This is a genomic window from Candidatus Binataceae bacterium (genome assembly GCA_035650475.1).
Classification (GTDB): domain Bacteria; phylum Desulfobacterota; class Binatia; order Binatales; family Binataceae; genus JAKAVN01.
Genome location: DASRHP010000008.1, coordinates 76,999 through 93,071, shown reverse-complemented (window position 1 = coordinate 93,071; position 16,073 = coordinate 76,999). Strand labels below are relative to the sequence as shown.

The 16,073-nt window shown below is 66.0% G+C and carries 11 protein-coding genes; 9 read left to right on the top strand and 2 right to left on the bottom strand.

Translation table 11 applies throughout. The features are described 5' to 3' along the window. The first annotated feature begins 44 nt into the window (after positions 1 to 44). The 4 genes from VFB33_05405 (at position 45) to VFB33_05390 (ending at position 10,735) form a co-directional block, all read left to right on the top strand. The gene (locus tag VFB33_05405) at positions 45 to 1,538 is read left to right on the top strand and encodes a TolC family protein (GenBank protein ID HZO81111.1); all 1,494 of its coding nucleotides are present in this window, start codon (positions 45 to 47) and stop codon (positions 1,536 to 1,538) included. Further along, the gene (locus tag VFB33_05400) at positions 1,535 to 2,911 is read left to right on the top strand and encodes an efflux RND transporter periplasmic adaptor subunit (protein ID HZO81110.1); all 1,377 of its coding nucleotides are present in this window, start codon (positions 1,535 to 1,537) and stop codon (positions 2,909 to 2,911) included. The genes VFB33_05405 and VFB33_05400 overlap by 4 nt, the downstream gene beginning before the upstream one ends. Before the next feature lie 4 nt (positions 2,912 to 2,915). Next, a complete protein-coding gene (locus tag VFB33_05395; GenBank protein HZO81109.1) occupies positions 2,916 to 6,068 on the top strand; it encodes a CusA/CzcA family heavy metal efflux RND transporter in 3,153 nt (1,050 codons plus the stop codon). Positions 6,069 to 6,313: 245 nt separating this feature from the next. After that, positions 6,314 to 10,735, top strand: coding sequence for a PAS domain S-box protein (locus VFB33_05390; protein ID HZO81108.1), 4,422 nt, complete (start codon positions 6,314 to 6,316; stop codon positions 10,733 to 10,735). On the opposite strand, the gene VFB33_05385 is transcribed toward VFB33_05390, so the two are convergent. Further along, positions 10,732 to 11,442 (bottom strand): dienelactone hydrolase family protein, encoded by a 711-nt coding sequence (locus VFB33_05385; GenBank protein HZO81107.1) that lies wholly within the window; start codon positions 11,440 to 11,442, stop codon positions 10,732 to 10,734. The genes VFB33_05390 and VFB33_05385 overlap by 4 nt on opposite strands. Positions 11,443 to 11,506: 64 nt before the next feature. Then, positions 11,507 to 12,403: a tetratricopeptide repeat protein gene (locus tag VFB33_05380; GenBank protein ID HZO81106.1), complete on the bottom strand. Its 897-nt coding sequence runs from the start codon at positions 12,401 to 12,403 to the stop codon at positions 11,507 to 11,509. Positions 12,404 to 12,578: 175 nt separating this feature from the next. On the opposite strand from VFB33_05380, the gene cofC reads away from it, so the two are divergent. The 5 genes from cofC to VFB33_05355 are packed head-to-tail and all read left to right on the top strand — an operon-like array spanning position 12,579 to position 16,058. Beyond that, positions 12,579 to 13,226, top strand: a complete 648-nt coding sequence (gene cofC, locus VFB33_05375; GenBank protein HZO81105.1) for a 2-phospho-L-lactate guanylyltransferase — start codon at positions 12,579 to 12,581, stop codon at positions 13,224 to 13,226. Positions 13,227 to 13,245: 19 nt separating this feature from the next. Then, a complete protein-coding gene (locus VFB33_05370) occupies positions 13,246 to 14,025 on the top strand; it encodes an MlaE family lipid ABC transporter permease subunit (GenBank protein ID HZO81104.1) in 780 nt (259 codons plus the stop codon). Between the two features lie 16 nt (positions 14,026 to 14,041). Further along, positions 14,042 to 14,833, top strand: coding sequence for an ATP-binding cassette domain-containing protein (locus tag VFB33_05365; protein ID HZO81103.1), 792 nt, complete (start codon positions 14,042 to 14,044; stop codon positions 14,831 to 14,833). Between the two features lie 9 nt (positions 14,834 to 14,842). Then, complete coding sequence (mlaD, locus tag VFB33_05360) at positions 14,843 to 15,361, top strand: outer membrane lipid asymmetry maintenance protein MlaD (protein ID HZO81102.1); 519 nt, start codon at positions 14,843 to 14,845, stop codon at positions 15,359 to 15,361. Positions 15,362 to 15,377: 16 nt separating this feature from the next. Beyond that, complete coding sequence (locus tag VFB33_05355; GenBank protein ID HZO81101.1) at positions 15,378 to 16,058, top strand: ABC transporter substrate-binding protein; 681 nt, start codon at positions 15,378 to 15,380, stop codon at positions 16,056 to 16,058. Positions 16,059 to 16,073 lie beyond the last annotated feature (15 nt).

Genomic DNA, 16,073 nt, shown 5'->3' with positions numbered 1-16,073 from the left:
TGCACCTATGATCGCGCGTGCGCGGTCAAAAGGCGGGGTTGGCTATGTCTTGGGTATCGCACGGTTACGTGGTTGTTTGGAGAGTTTTTCGCAAGTTCGCGGCCGGGCCGCTTTTTCTGCTGATGGCCGCGGGGAGTGCGCAGGCCGCCGGCCCGGCGTCGCTTATCCCCGCGCAACCCTCTCGCCCGCCGGCGCGCCCCGGGGCGACGGCGCCTGCCGGCGCGGTGGTCGCGCCGCAGCCGCTGCCGCCGCTCAAGCTGCCTCAACATTTCGAAAACAACCCCGAGGTGATTGAAGGGCAACTCAGGCATCTCATCGGCGAGGCGATCGCCAACAATCCCGACCTGCTGGCCTCGCGCTACGGAGCCGAGGCCACGGGCCATCGCGTGCTGCCCGCCGGGATGCCCGACGATCCGTACGTCGGATATCGGATGAAGGACCTGCCGACGACCTTCTCGATGACCCAGGAAAACGCGACCGAAAAGCAGATCGAATTCACCCAGCGCTATCCGTTCCCCGGCAAGCTCAGCCTGCGCCAGTCGGTGGCGGGCAAGCAGGCCGAGGTCGCGCAGGCCGACGTGCGGATCGCGCTGCTGCGCCTCGTCACCGCGGTACGGCTGGCCTTCGCCGACATCTTCGTGGTCGACAAGGATATCCAGCTCGCGCTCGAGCAGCGGCGGATGCTGCGCGAGTTGCGCGATATCGCGGTCTCCAAGTATCAGCTCGGCCCGGGCCTCCAGCAGGACGTGCTCAACGCCGACGTCGCGCTGGCTCAGCTCGACACCACGCTGCTTGACCTGACGCGCAAGCGCGAAACCCGGCTGATCCGCCTTGAAGTGCTACTCAACCGGCCGTCGGTCGCGATCGAGCCGCTCGGCGCGCTGCCGCCCGCGGCGCTGCGCTTGCCGACGGCGCAGCTCGAAGAAATGGTGCTGGCGTCGAATCCGGAGGTGCAGCGGCTGGGCCGCGCGGTCGAGCGCGACACTCTCAACGAGCGGCTGGCCGCGCGCGCGCCGTTGCCGGATATGCTGCTATACCTGGCCTACGGTTCGCGCAACGACAATCCGGGGACTACAAGCACGGCAAACGGCAAGACCGTGGTCACCGGCGCGGCGGTGCGGCCCGATCTTATGACCGGCCAGATCATGTTCGACATCCCGGTCTTCTATTTCTCCAAGCAGCGCGAGCAGCTCTACGAGGCCGAGGCCACGCTCAACCGCACGCGCGCGCGGTTGGCGGCGGCGCGCGACACCGCGCTCGGCGCGCTGCACGATCTGCTCGCGCGCCTGGCCGAGCACGAGGAAACCGCGCGTTCCTACGAGCGCGAGGTGATCCCGCTGGCGCGCAGCGAGGTCGACGCGGCGATCAGCGCCTACCGGGTGGACAAGGTCGATTTTCTGACCCTGCTGGCGGCGCAGGACAACCTGGAGAAGTATGAGACCGCGTACTGGCACAACGAAGCCGACCGCTACCGCGATATCGCGCAGATCGACGAAGTGACCGGCGCAGCGATAAACCAGACGGGGGCCGCGCGATGAGGCGGCCGTCACTGCTTGCGATCTTCCTTGCCGGAGTCGTGCTCGGCGTGGTGGCAACCGCCGCCGTGCTCGCCGGCTGGCGGCGCTCGGCCGACGCTCCGCAAACCCCGGCCGCGCAAAGCGCGCCGGCGGCGCTGCCCGCGCCGCGGCGGCCGCCGGCCGCGCCCAGCGAGGAATTCGTGCCGGCTGCGCACGTCGCGCCGGCTGCGGCGCCCGCCGTCGCCCGCGCCGGCGTTGCGAGTGATGCCGGCAGCGGCGCAGCCGCCGCCGCGCGCAGCGGCGAGATCCGGATCGATCCCGCGATGCTGCAGGACCTCGGCGTGCGCACCACGCTAGTCGAGCCGCGGGTCGTGACCGAATCGATCCACACCACCGGCTACGTCGATTACGACCAGCGCCTAGTCAGCCAGGTCAACGCGCGCGTCAGCGGCTGGGTCGAGAAGCTGCACGTCGCCTACGCCGGACAGCCTGTACACCGCGGCGAAACGCTGCTCGAAATTTACAGCCCCGAACTGGTGTTGACCCAGGAGGATTACCTGCGCGCGCGCCAGCTCGCCGACACTCACGCCGGCGGCGACAGCGACAACAAGGCGCGCAACGACGGCTCCAGCCTGATGTCCGCCGCCGAAACCCGCTTGCGCCTGTGGGGGATCGCGCCGGCCGAGCTGCGCAAGCTGGCGCGGCGCGGCAAGCCGTCGGAGACGCTGCCGATCGAATCGCCGGCAAGCGGCGTGGTCACCGAGAGTAAAGTGGTCGAAGGCGCGCACGTCCGCGCGGGCGACGAGCTGTACAACATCGCCGACCTCTCACGGGTTTGGGTCTACGCCGATATCTACGAACGCGAGCTGCCCAAGGTGCACGCCGGCCAGCAGGCCGAGGTCAGCCTCGACGCCCTGCCCGGCCAGCGCTTCGACGGCATCGTCACCTACATTTATCCCTCGGTGAGCGAGCAGAGCCGCACGGTGCGGGTGCGGCTGGAGTTTACCAATCCGGGGCTGGTGCTGCGGCCGGGGATGTACGTCAAGGTCACGCTGCTCCATCGCGCGCCGCAGCCGACGCTGGCGGTGCCGGCCGAGGCGGTGCTCGACTCGGGCGTGCGCAAGATTGTGATCGTCGCGACGGGCGAGGGCCGCTTCCAGCCGCGCGAGATCAAGACCGGCACCCAGTCCGAGGGTTACTTCCAGGTGCTCGGCGGGCTTCGGCAGGGCGAGCGGGTGGTGACCTCGGCGCAGTTCCTGATCGACTCTGAGTCCAACCTCAGCGAGGCGCTGAGCGCGATGACGCTGACGCCCGAGGGCGGTGCGGGCCTGCCGGCGGCCGGCGCGCCGCGGCCCGCGGGCGCGGCGACGCCGGCGGAGCGTGGGGGGCGCTGAGGCGATGCTCGAGCGGCTGATCGAAAGCTCGGTGCGCAATCGCTTCCTGGTTGCCTTCGTCTCGGTGCTGATTTGCGCCTGGGGCGTGTGGGCGCTGCTCAACATCAAGCTCAACGCGGTGCCTGACATGAGCGACGTGCAGGTTATCGTGTACACGCCGTTCGTCGGCCAGCCACCGCAGGTGGTCGAGGACCAGGTCACCTATCCGCTGGTGCACGCGCTGCTCAGCGCGGCCAACGTCAAGGTGGTGCGCGGCTTTTCGTTCTTCAACTTCTCGCTGGTGTTCGTGGTCTTCCACGATGGCACCGATTTCTACTGGGCGCGCTCGCGGGTGCTGGAGTATCTCAACTACGCCGCGGCCCAGCTGCCGCCGGGGATCCAGCCGCAGCTCGGCCCCGACTCCACCGGCGTGGGCTGGGTGTTCGAGTACGTGCTCGAGGACCCCACCGGCCATTACGACCTCCAGCAGCTGCGCTCCTACCAGGACTGGCATCTGAAGTACGAGCTCGCGACCGTGCAGGGGGTGGCCGAGGTCGCCTCGCTCGGCGGCTTCGTCAAGCAGTACCAGGTCGACGTCGACCCGCGTAAGCTCATCGCCTACAAGCTGTCGCTGGCGCAGGTCAAGCGCGCGATCAAGGCGAGCAACAACGACGTCGGCGGGCGCGTGCTCGAGCGCGGCGGCCAGGAATACCGCATCACCGCGCTCGGCTACATCCACTCGCTCGACGACATTCGCTCGATCGTGCTCGGCGTCGGCCCCGACGGCGCGCCGATCTACGTGCGCGACGTGGCCAACGTCCATCTCGGCCCCGAGCTGCGCCGTGGAGTCGCCGACCTCGACGGGCGCGGCGAGGCGGTGGTCGGGATCGTCGAGATGCGCGCGGGCGACAACGCACTGGCCACGATCCGGCGGGTCAAGGCACGACTCAAGGAGGTCGAGCGCGACCTCCCGCCCGGGCTCAAGATCGTCCCCATCTACGATCGCTCGGGCCTGATTGAGCAGTCGGTCGAAACCCTGCGCCACAAGCTCATCGAGGAATGCCTGATCGTGGTGGTGGTGATCGCGGTATTCCTGCTCAATTTCGGCGCGGCGACGGTCGCGGTGCTTACCATCCCGGTCGGCGTGCTGCTCGCGGCGATCGTGATGTACTACGCGGGGGTGAGCGCCGACATCATGTCGCTGGCCGGCGTCGCGGTGGCGATCGGGGCGATGGTGGACGCGGCGGTGGTGATGGTCGAAAACGGCCATCGCTATCTCGCCGAGGGCAAGCTCGAGCACGATCGCGCGATCATCAAGGCCGCCACCGAGGTGGGGCCGGCGCTGTTCTTCTCGCTGCTCATCATCACGCTCAGCTTCATCCCGGTCTTCGCGCTCCACGCGCAGGCGGGCCGCCTGTTCAAGCCGCTGGCCTTCACCAAGACCGTGTGCATGGCGGCTGCGGCGCTGCTCTCGGTCACGCTGACGCCGGCGTTGATGTCGTACCTGATGACCCGCGGCGGCGCGCTCACCCATCGCGACATCGCGCACGAGGGCAACCTGTTGGACCGCGCCATCCAGGGCGCCTACCGGCCGCTGCTGCGTTGGGCGATGGCCAACCGGGCGGCGGTGGGGGTGCTGTTCGTCGCCCTGCTGGTGAGCACGGTCATCCCATGGTCGCGGATCGGGATGGAATTTCTGCCGTCGGTGTTCGAGGGCGACCTGGTGTACGCGCCGACCGCATACCCGGGGATCTCGATTACCCAGTCAAAGCTTCTGCTCCAGCGCGCCGACCGCATCCTCATGACTTTCCCGGAGGTCGAGCACGTGCTGGGCAAGATGGGGCGGGCCGAGACCGCCACCGACTCGGTTTCGCTCTACATGGGCGAGATCCTGATCAAGCTCAAGCCGCGCGACCAATGGCCGCCCGGGACGACGCCCGATCGACTGGTCGAGCAGATGGACCGCGCGCTCCACTTTCCGGGGATCATCAACGCATGGTCAATGCCGATCAAGGAGCGGGTCGACAACGTCAACACTGGCGTCAAAACCACGCTCGGCATCAAGCTTCTGGGCGACGACCTCGAACGGCTGGAACAAATCGGCCGCCGGATCGAGGAAACCCTGCGCCCGCTGCCCGGCACCCGCAGCGTGCTCAGCGACCGCGTCTACGAAGCCAACTACATCAACTTCCACGTCGAGCGCGAGGAAGCCGCGCGCTACGGGCTCACCGTCGAGGACGTCGAGGACGCGGTGCAACTCGCGATCGGCGGGCTCAACGTCACCACCACGGTCGAGGGCCAGGAACGCTACCCGGTCAACATCCGCTATCCGCGCGAGCTGCGCAGCTCGCCCGGCACGCTCGGGCGCGTGATCCTTTATACCAAATCGGGCGAGCAGGTGCCGCTCGGGCAGGTGACCCGGATGGAGAGCGTCGAGGGCCCGACCGCGGTCAAGACCGAGGGCGGCGAGCTCACCGACTGGATATATATCGATCTCCAGCCCGGAGTTGATATTGGAAGCTACGTGCGCCAGGCGCGCCGCGCGCTCAACTCGATCACCTTGCCGCGCGGCTACTCGATGGTGTGGAGCGGCGAGTACATATACCTGCAGGACGCGGTGCGCACCCTCGCCTACGTCACGCCGATCGCACTTATCATAACTTTCGTCGTGCTGTTCCTCAACTTCCGCAGCGTCGCCGAATCGCTGATCGTGATGCTATGCGTGCCGTTCGGCGCCAGCGGCGGCGTCTGGGCGATGTACCTGCTCGGCTACAACATGAGCATCGCCGCCTGGATGGGAATGCTGGTGCTGGTGGGATTCGCAGTCGAGGGCGGCGTGGTAATGCTGATCTATATAATCAACGCGCTGCGCGACGCCGCCGAGGCCAAGGGCGCGCGCCTCACCCCAGAGGAGATCGAGGTCGAACTCCAGCATGCGGCGGTAGATCGGATGCGTCCGCGGGTGATGGTGCTGGCGTTGCTGACGCTGGGCCTGCTGCCGATCTTCTGGGGCGAAGGCGCGGGTGCCTCACTGATGCGCACGATCGCCGCGCCCGTGGTCGGCGGCATGATCAGCACGGTGGCGGTGATCTTTCTGCTGCTGCCGCCGCTCTACGCGTGGTGGCGGGTGCGCGTGGCGCGCCGCGTCGCCCGTCATATCGGCGCCGAACCGGTCTAGGTCGCCCATTGCTGCGACGGCGCTTCTTGGAGGTGCCGTTCGAGAAGCGCTTTCTCGCTCTGTCTCCGTCTCCGGAATGAGACGCCTGCGTGCCGACCCGCCGAGGCACCATATACCAGTTCACTGAACTGGTAATTGGCCTGCCCGTTGCTTCATCGCCCAGCGGCACTTAACCCGCACGACGGTGTCTCATCTCGAGACAGGCGCCCAGGCCCATGAACAATCGAAGCAAGGAATCCACGGCAGTGGCTTCACAGCCTGTGGCCCGCAATTCCAATGTGCCGGTCACCTTTCCGTTAAGCATCGAACCGCTGCCCTACGCTGCGGTGGTATACGCCCCCGATGGAACGGTTCTGAAGGTGAACGGCGCAGCAGTGGAGCTGTTCGAAGCCGACAGCCCGGATCAGCTTCTTGGCGAAAATATATACAAGACTGGCGAGCCTCCCACGTCGGCCGACGAGATCCCCATCGCCATCAAAGAGCTGCAAGAAGGGCGAAGGATTCGGCTTCAGAAATGGAAGCTGACGACTCTCAAGGGCAACCGGCGCGTGCTCGATATCATCGCGATTCCGGTAATCGGCGACAGAGGCAAGCTCGAATACATAATCGGGTTTGCACGCGACATTACTAATGAAAGCCGCGCCGAACACGAGCAGGCACTCCTGGCGGCAATCGTACAGTCCTCCGACGACGCAATTTTCAGTCTTTCGCCGACCCCTCCGAAGTTTCCCATAATGACGTGGAATAAGGCGGCAGAGCGGCTGTTTGGCTTCAGCGCGGAAGAGGCTATCGGGCGCTCCATCCTCGAGTTGTACGTGTTGCCTGAGCTTCGGGCCCACGCCGCGGATTTGTTGCAAAAGGATGCTACCACTCTGACAGGACACCCAGAACTCGTCCGCCGCCTCGAAGTGCCGGTCAGGAGAAAGGATGGTACGCGGATCGAGATCTCGATAAGCATCTCGGGTATTTATGGCAGCGGCGGTGAACTGCTGGGGATGTCGAGCATCGCCCGCGACATCACCGAGCATAAGCGCGCTGAGCGAGAGCAGGCGCTACTCGCCGCGATCGTGCAGTCCTCCGACGACGCGATCGTGGCCATCTCACCCGACTATCGGGTGATGAGCTGGAACAAAGGGGCGGAGCGGCTGTTTGGGTTTACCGCCGAGGAAGCGCTGGGGCGGCCTCCTAGCGAGCTCTATGTACCGCCCGCGGCGCGTTCGCTGGTCGACCAGCAGATCCGCGCCGACTTCGCGGCGCTTAAAGAGCAGCCGAGCCTGGTTCGCCGGATCGAGGTCGAGCTCCAAAGGAAAGATGGCAGCACCGTCGATGGCTCGCTGGTCGCGTCGGGAATGTTCGATTCGGCGGGAAACATCCTTGGGATGTCCGTCATCGTGCACGACCTCAGTCAGCTCCGACGCGCCGAGCGCGAACAGGCGCAGTTGGCCACGATCGTAAATGCTTCGCCCGATGCCATAATCGGATTTTCGAAAGATTTCAAAATAACCAGCTGGAATCCGGCGGCGGAAAAAGCTTACGGGTTTACCGCGCAGGAGGCGATTGGCCACGGCTTTGATCTGTTCGTCCCCCCTGAAGAACTTGGCCCCGCGCTGGAAGCCGACAGACGGCTGTTCGAGACCGGTGAGCCGATCAGCTTCGAGCAGCGCGCGAAAAAAAAGGACGGCACCTGGTTCGTTTCGCTGGTAAAAATTTTCCCGATTCGCGACAGCACGGGCAACATAGTCGCAGGCGCCGGAATCGGCCATGACATCACCCGACTGAAGGAAATCGAAACCGAACTGCGCGAGGCCCACGAATACACCCGCGGGCTGATCGAATCGTCGATCGACGCGATGGTGATGGTGGACGCCGAGATGCGCATCACCGACGGCAATCAACAACTCTCGCGGCTGACCGAGCTGCCCAAGAAGGCGCTGCTCGGCACGCTGTTCGAAACCTACTTCACCGACCCCTCCGCAGCCCGCGACGCGATCAGGAAAACCTTCGCCGACGGCTTCGTTTCCAACGTCGAGCTGGTGGTGAGGGCGGCCAGCGGTCGGGAGGTCCCGATCTCGTTCAACGCGTCGCTGTTCTACAAGGCGGGCAAGGTGTTCGGCATCTTCGGGGTGGCGCGCGACGCGACCGAGCAGCGCGCGATCGAAAACACGCTGCGCGAGGAGCGCGAGTACAGCCGCAGCCTGGTGCAGTCCTCGCCCGACGCGCTGCTGGTCAGCGATTCGACGTTCACCCTGACCGACGCCAACGAGCGCGCGTTGGAGCTCAGCGGTTACACGCGCGAGGAACTGATCGGCAGCCGGCTGACTTCGCTGTTCACCGACCCGATGCGCGCGCAGGCGGTGGTCGAACAAGCGCGCGACACGGGGCTGGTGCACGACGTCGAGCTCTTTTTGCTGACTCGGGACGCGCGCGAGATCCCGGTCTCGCTCAACGCCTCCTCGTTCCGCAACAGCGACGCCGCCGGACGCAAGATCGTGGTGGCACTGCGCGACGCCAGCGAAAGCAAGCGCGCGCAGGCCGCCAATTCGCTGCTCGCCTCGATCGTCGATTCCTCGGGCGACGCGATCTACAGCGAGACCACCGACATGATCCTGACCAGCTGGAACCCCGCGGCCGAGGCGCTCTTCGGCTATGCCGCCGCCGAGGTCCTCGGGCGCAGCGCCGCGCTGCTGGTGCCGCTCGACCGCCGCACTGAGCTGGCCCAGCGCGTCCAAGCGATTCGCACCACGCGCAAAGCCCAGCACTACGAAACCGTGCGGCTGCGCAAGGACGGCAGCGCGGTCGAAGTCGCGGTCACCCAGTCACCCATCCTCGACGCCGCAGGCGAGATCGTGGGGCTGTCGGTCGCCGTGCGCGATATCAGCGAGCGCCGCCGGATGGAGGCCGAGCTGACCCAGGCGCGCGACGCCGCGCTGGAGGGGGCGCGGCTCAAGTCGGAGTTCCTGGCCAACATGAGCCACGAGATCCGCACTCCGCTCAACTCGATCATCGGGTTGACCGGGCTCTTGCTCGACACCGAGCTCAGTCCCGAACAGCGCGAGTATCTGCACGACGTGCGCGAGAGCGGCGACGTTCTGCTCGCACTCATCAACAACATCCTCGACTTTTCCCGCATCACGGCGGGCAAACTGGTGCTCGAAGAGGTTGACTTCGAACTCGGCGACGAGATCGAAGGCGCGGTCGAGATGGTGGCCGAGCAGGCGCGGCGCAAGGGGCTCGAACTGACGGTGTCGATCGAGCCCGACGTTCCGCGGATGCTGCACGGCGACGCCGGCCGGCTGCGCCAAGTGCTGCTCAACTTGCTGGCCAACGCGGTCAAGTTCACCGAGCACGGCGAGGTCGGCGTGGCGGTGAGCAAGCTGAGCGAAAACCCCAACGAGGCGGTCCTGCGCGTCGAGGTCCGTGACACCGGGATCGGGATCGCCAAGGACAAGCTGCACCTGCTGTTCAAGCCGTTCAGCCAGGTGGACGCCTCGACCCGCCGGCAATTCGGCGGCACAGGCCTTGGGCTGTCGATCGCGCGCGAGCTGGTCGAGCGGATGCACGGGACGATCTCGGTGATCAGCACGCCCGGGGTCGGCTCGACCTTCTGGTTCACGGTCAGCCTGGCCAAGCAGACCGGCGCCGGACGGCCAGCCTCCGAGCGCTTCGCCGCCCTGGCCGAAGCGCGAGTGCTGGTCGTGGACGACAACGCCAACAGCCGCCGCATCCTCGACCGCCAGCTCACCTCGTGGGGGATGAAGTCGAACTCGGCCGCCACCGGCGACGAGGCGCTGGCGATGATGCGCGGCGCGGCGGCCGCCGCGCAGCCCTACGCGGTCGCGCTGGTTGACGTAAAGATGCCCGGGATGGACGGGATGGAGCTGGCGCGCCGGATCAAGTCGGACCCCGCGCTGGCCTCGACTGCGGTCATCTTCGTCTCGTCGGTAGGCCCGAGCAAGGAATTCAAGGAATTGCTGCGCGGCGTGGAATACAGCGGGTGGCTGATGAAGCCGGTGCCGGAGTCGTCGCTGTACGATGCGCTGAGCAGAGTGCTGGCGCCGGCGACCGAGGCCGAGGGCGCGCCGCGAGGGGAGCGGCTGGGCAAACTCAAGCTGCCGCCCGGGCGCAAGCTGCGCGTGCTGCTTGCCGAGGACAATCCGATCAACCAGAAGGTGGCAATGCTGCAAGTGAAGAAGCTCGGCCTGGAAGTGGACGCGGTATCCAACGGGCGCGAAGCCATAGAGGCGGTCTCGCGCCTGCCCTACGACGTGATCCTGATGGACTGCCAGATGCCCGAGATGGACGGCTACGAGGCGACCCGCGAGATCCGCGCCCGCGAGCAGAAGGGCGGCGGCCGCCGCGCGGCGATCGTCGCGATGACCGCGCATGCGCTGCCCGGTGATCGCGAGAAATGTCTTGCCGCCGGAATGGACGGATATATCAGCAAGCCGGTCAAGCTCGCCGCGCTCGAAGACGAGCTTGCCGAGGTGCTCGCCGCTCACCCGCCGTCAGACGTCGTGCCCGCGCGCGCCGAAGCCGCGGCGCAGGGTCCGGCCTCGGCGGACGCCGTGGTGAGGGCAGGCGCTGCGGTTGACGCGAAAGCCCGCAGAGACGGCGAAGCGCCCGCCGCGCAGGCCGAGCCCGGCGCGGAAGCAAAGCCTCAGGCCTAAGCTCCGGCCGCGAGATTCTGCTTGAACAGCGCGAGTGACTTCTGCCAGGCGTCGCGCGCCTCGGCCGGCGCGTAGACGTCCTTGCGGGTGTCGTTGAAGAAGCCGTGCGAGCATCCCTTATAAGTCTTGACCTCGCCATGCTTGTTGAACTTCTTCAGCGCCGCCGCGAGCCGATCGACGTCCTCGCGCGTGATCCAGCCGTCGTTCTCGCCGTAAGCGTAGAACACCGGGCAGTGGAGGTTGCGCAGTTGCTCGTCGGGTGGAACCTCGCCGTAAAACGGCGCGGCCGCCTTGATATCGGGGCTCACGCACGCCAGCAGCAGCGCGTAGCTTCCGCCCATGCAGAAGCCGATCACGCCGATGCGCGCGGCGTCGGCCTCCTTCTGGGTCTTGATCCAGGCCACGGTGCTGAGCAGGTCGTCGATGCCGTCGGCCTTGTCGAGTTTCGACATCAGCTCGCCGGCGACGTTGGGATCCTTGGTGACCTTGTGGCCCTGGCGCGAGTAGAGGTCGGGGGCGACGGCAAAGTAACCCTCCTGGGCGAAACGGCGGGCAACGTCGCGGATATGATCGTCGAGCCCCCACCACTCCTGGATCACGATCACCGCCGGACGCGGGCCGCCGCCCTGCTGATGGGCGACGAAGGCTTTGAGCTGGCAGGCCTTGCCGGGAAAGGTCACCTCGTGGCTGACGAGTTGGCTGGCCATGGTCGAATCACCTCCTCGAAAGCGGTTACGATTGGTAACGCACGGTTTGCGTGGGAGACGGCGCCTATTCGGCGGCGGTTACCGGAATGAAACCGACCGTCCCGTTGCGCAGCGTCACCTGGAGATAGTTGCCCTGGATTCCGGTGACGTGCACGAATTTTCCGCGATGCACCTGGCCGACCACCGAAGTGCCGCTATCGGCGGCCTGGTAGACCGGCGAGTCGTGAGTCAGCTTGAAGCGGCGATTGAGTGGCTTGAACTTCGCAGCCTTGGCAGCAGTTGCGCCTGACGGCGCAGCGGCGGCGGGCGTCGCGGCGGCCTCGGCGGCCGGCGGCGCAGCGGCGGGCGCGGGCACGGGCAGCAGATGCGGGTCAAGCAAGCGCACCTGAGCGAACTCGGCATCGGCCTCGGACTTGCGAGCGGGCATGGTGTTGAGCAGATTGGCGAGCGCCAGGTGCGCACGTGCGTTCTTGGGCGCAAGCCCGATCGCCGTGCGCATTTCGGCCTCCGCCTCGACCGCCTTGCCCTGCTTGGCCAGCAGCTCGCCCAGACTCAGACGGTAGTTGGACTCTGACGGTTTGAGCGCGACGGCGGCACGGAACTGCTCCTCGGCAGCGCCGAGCTGGGATTGTCCCTCGTAAAGGCCACCGAGCGCCGAATGCGCGGCGGCGTTGGCCGGATCGAGCTCTAATACCTTGAGGAATTCAGCCTGGGCGAGGGTCGGCCGCTGTTCGAAGATGTAAAGGTTGCCGAGCGCGACGTGGACGCGCGGGTCGTTGGGCGCCAGTCCGGCGGCGGCGCGGTAATTCTCCTCGGCCTGGCTGAGCTCGGTCTTCTGCATCGCCTGGTCGCCGGCGCTGAGATAATCGCTGACCGAGCGGCTCGGATGACATCCCGCCGCCAAGGCGACCGCCGCGGCCGCAGCCGCGTACACCATCCGGGTTGGTTTCTTGCGCTCCATGACCTCCGCCCTCCCTCTCGTCGAACTCGACCGGCTCAGCCGCGCGCGTCCGACGGCGGGCGTCGCGGGCGATGGCGAGCGTTTGTTCAATGTTTCGTGGCAGGGCAAAGGCTGTCAAGGCGAAGGACGCCGCCGCAGTTGGCTCCATCAGCCGCCTGCGTTATAAAGAATCGCCGTGCGTGCCATCCTGATAGCCGCCAAGCATCTCGCTTTCGCCAAGACGCGCCTGGGGCGCGCATTGGGCGCGGCCGATCGGATTGCGCTGGCCGAAGCGATGTTCCGCGACGTACTGGGCGCGGCACTGGGCGCGCGGGCGGCGCAACACGTGGCGGTGGTGACTTCGGATCCGACACTTTTAGGAATCGCGCGCGGCGCGGGCGCGCTGGTGATCGACGAGGAATATCCGCGCGGGCTCAACGCCGCCGTGCGGCTGGCCAGTGCGGCGCTCGCCGCCCAGGGCGTGAGCCAGCTATGCACCGTGCTCTCGGACATTCCGCTGGTCAGCAGCGAGGATATCGACACGGTCTTCGCCGCGCTGGCCGAAGAGGGGCGCGGGGTGGTGCTGGTGCCGTCGCGCGATCTGAGCGGGACCAATATCATCGCGCGCGCGCCGGCCGAGGCAATCCCGACGCGCTTCGGCTCGCAGAGCCTCGCGCGCCATCTCGAAGAGTGCTACCGGCACGGCCTGCCCAGCCAGGTGGTGCGGCTGCGCGCGCCGGCGCTCGATCTCGACCTACTCGAGGACCTCGCCGAGTTCGTGCGCACGCCGAGCATGACCCATACCTTCAGCCAGCTCGCCCGGCTTGGGATCGCACACGGCTAGACGAGCGGCGCATCTGTAAATGTCGCGTATCGAAGAAGCGATCGAGCGCCTCGGCGCGCTGGTGATCGACAACGTCACGGCGCTGGGCGGCTTCGTGCTGTTCCTGCTGAGCGCTCTACTCTACATTGCGCTGCCGCCGTACAAGCCGCGGCTCGCGATCCGGCAAGTGCGGATTATCGGCGCCGAGTCGTTCTTCCTCGTCGCGCTGATCGCCGCCTTCACCGGGATGGTGCTCGGCCTGCAAGGCTACAACACGCTGCGCCGTTTCGGCTCCGAGGGCGCGCTGGGCACGGTGGTCGCGCTGGTTCTGGTGCGCGAGCTGGGACCAGTGCTGGCGGCGCTGATGGTCACCGCGCGGGCGGGCTCGGCGATGGCAGCCGAGATCGGCTCAATGCAGGCGACCGAGCAGATCGACGCGCTGACCGTGATGGCGATCAACCCCATCCAGTACCTGGTTTCGCCGCGCGTGATCGCGGGCGTTATCAGCTTTCCGCTGCTGACCAGCATCTTCGACGTGATCGGAATCTGGGGCGGCTACGTGATCGGCGTCGGCCTGATGGGCGCACCCGGCGGCAGCTACGTCCACGGCATCGCGCAGAACCTCACCGCCCACGACATCTCGAGCGGCCTGTACAAGGCGTTGCTTTTCGGGCTGGTCGTGATGTGGGTGTGCTGCTACAAGGGCTATCACGCACAGCGAATGGCGACCGGGGTGAGCCGCGCAACCACCGAAGCGGTGGTGCTCTCCAGCGTGCTCATCCTGGCCTGGGACTATTTCCTGACCTCGATCCTCTTATAAAATTCGCGTTCCGGTGATGAGTGCGGTCGGACATAACGGAGCAGGCGCCAATGCGATCGAGGTGCGCGGACTTTACCGGCGTTTCGGCCACCAGCAGGTGCTCAAAGGGGTCGATCTCGACGTTCCCCGCGGGCGCATCTGCACGATCGTCGGCCCCAGCGGCTGCGGTAAGACCGTCCTGCTCAAGCATCTCAACCTGCTGCTGCGGCCAGACGCGGGTCGGATCCTGATCGAGGGTGTCGACGTGACGCGTCTGGGTGCGCGCGCGTTGGACGCCGTGCGCGCCGAGTTCGGGATGCTGTTCCAAGGCGGCGCGCTGTTCGATTCGATGAGCGTGTTCGACAATGTCGCGTTTCCACTGGTCGAAAAGACTCACCTGAAGCGCGAGGAGATCGCCAGGCGGGTGCTCGAGATGCTGGCCAATGTCGGGCTGGAAGGGATGGAGCGCAAGTTCCCCTCCGAGCTCAGCGGCGGGATGCAGAAGCGCGTGGCGCTGGCGCGCGCGCTCATCCGCAATCCCAAGATCCTGATGCTCGACGAGCCGACGACAGGCCTCGATCCCACCCGCACCGGCTCGATCCACGCCCTCGTGCGCCATACCCAACAACGCTTCGGCCTGACCGTCGTGATGGTCAGCCATGACGTGCCGGCGGTCTTCGAGATCTCCGACCAGGTGGCTTTCATGCACGAGGGCAGGATACGGCTGGTCGGCTCGCCAGCCGAAGTAACCGCGGCCAATGACGAGGTCTTTAACCGCTTTCTGGCCGGCCGCGCAGCCGGCGACGAGCGCGAAGTGGAGGCACTTTGAGGGCGGACGATGTACGCCAGCTGGCAAACCAAGCTGATCGTGGGAATCTTCGCGTTGGTGGGAATCGCGGCGCTGGCGTACCTGTCGCTCAGCCTGGGCCGGGTCGAACTGTTCTCCAACAATGGTTACGTTCTCTACGCCAATTTCGACAACATCTCGGGGCTCAAGACCGGGGACCAAGTCGAGATCGCGGGGGTTAAGGTTGGCAAAGTAATTGCTATCGCGCTCAAGGACTATCGCGCTCAGGTCGCGCTGCGGATTAACGAAGGGGTCAAGGTGGACAGTGACGCGATTGCGTCGATCAAGACCAGCGGCATAATTGGGGATAAGTACGTGTCGATCTCGCTGGGCGCCGGCGACAAGGAACTTGGCGATGGCGGAGTAATTCGGCGCACCCAGTCGGCCTTCGTGCTCGAAGACGCGATCGGCCAGCTTATCAACAGCTCCGGCAGCGGCTCGGGGTCATCCTCAGAAAGCGGAGCCTCCAAGGACCATGGCAAAACCTCCGCCCCGGAAGGCATCCAGTAAGAGGTAAGAAGTTCGTATGTTCGGGAAGAATTTTCATCCGTCAAACCGCGTTGCAAACGGCAAGACGTTCCGCTCGCGCGTGGCCCCCTTTGCTCTTGCTACGACGCTCACGGCGTTGGCGATAGCTGTGGTTGCGGCGCCCGCCATGACCGCCACCGCAGTCAGCGCGCAGGCCGTAGTCAAACAGGTTATCGATCGGGCACTGCCCGTCCTGCGCGACAAGCAGACCCCGCTGCCAAACCGTCGGCGTCAGTTGCGCGGACTGCTCGAAGGCCATTTCGACTTCCACGACATGGCGCGGATCGCGCTCGGCTACCATTGGCGCGAACTCAATCCCAGCCAGCGGGCCGAATTTGTTCAGCTCTTTACCGCGTTTATCGAGAACGCCTATTTGAGCAAGATTCAGAATTATGCGGGCCAGGAAGTGCAGGTCTTGGGCCAAAACTCGGAGGGTCAGGGCTTCGCACGGGTGCGCAGCCTGGTCGTGCAGCAGGGGAAGGAGCCCATTAAGGTCGACTATCTCCTGCGGCAGGTGAACAACGACTGGAAGATCTACGACGTCACCGTGGACAACATCAGTATCATCTCGAATTATCGCAACCAGTTTAACCGTGTGATTAACGACCAGGGATACGCTAAACTGGTCGCCGACATGCGTGCCAAGCAGCAGCAACTGCAAGCCTCGCTGGGCTCGTAGGCCAGAGCTTGGGGG

Bases quoted from the DNA above. Each gene is read 5' to 3' on its own strand.
- VFB33_05405 (HZO81111.1), top strand. From the start codon at position 45: ATGTCTTGGGTATCGCACGGTTACGTGGTTGTTTGGAGAGTTTTTCGC.
- VFB33_05400 (HZO81110.1), top strand. From the start codon at position 1,535: ATGAGGCGGCCGTCACTGCTTGCGATCTTCCTTGCCGGAGTCGTGCTC.
- VFB33_05395 (HZO81109.1), top strand. From the start codon at position 2,916: ATGCTCGAGCGGCTGATCGAAAGCTCGGTGCGCAATCGCTTCCTGGTT.
- VFB33_05385 (HZO81107.1), bottom strand. From the start codon at position 11,442: ATGGCCAGCCAACTCGTCAGCCACGAGGTGACCTTTCCCGGCAAGGCC.
- VFB33_05380 (HZO81106.1), bottom strand. From the start codon at position 12,403: ATGGAGCGCAAGAAACCAACCCGGATGGTGTACGCGGCTGCGGCCGCG.
- VFB33_05370 (HZO81104.1), top strand. From the start codon at position 13,246: ATGTCGCGTATCGAAGAAGCGATCGAGCGCCTCGGCGCGCTGGTGATC.
- VFB33_05365 (HZO81103.1), top strand. From the start codon at position 14,042: ATGAGTGCGGTCGGACATAACGGAGCAGGCGCCAATGCGATCGAGGTG.
- mlaD (HZO81102.1), top strand. From the start codon at position 14,843: ATGTACGCCAGCTGGCAAACCAAGCTGATCGTGGGAATCTTCGCGTTG.
- VFB33_05355 (HZO81101.1), top strand. From the start codon at position 15,378: ATGTTCGGGAAGAATTTTCATCCGTCAAACCGCGTTGCAAACGGCAAG.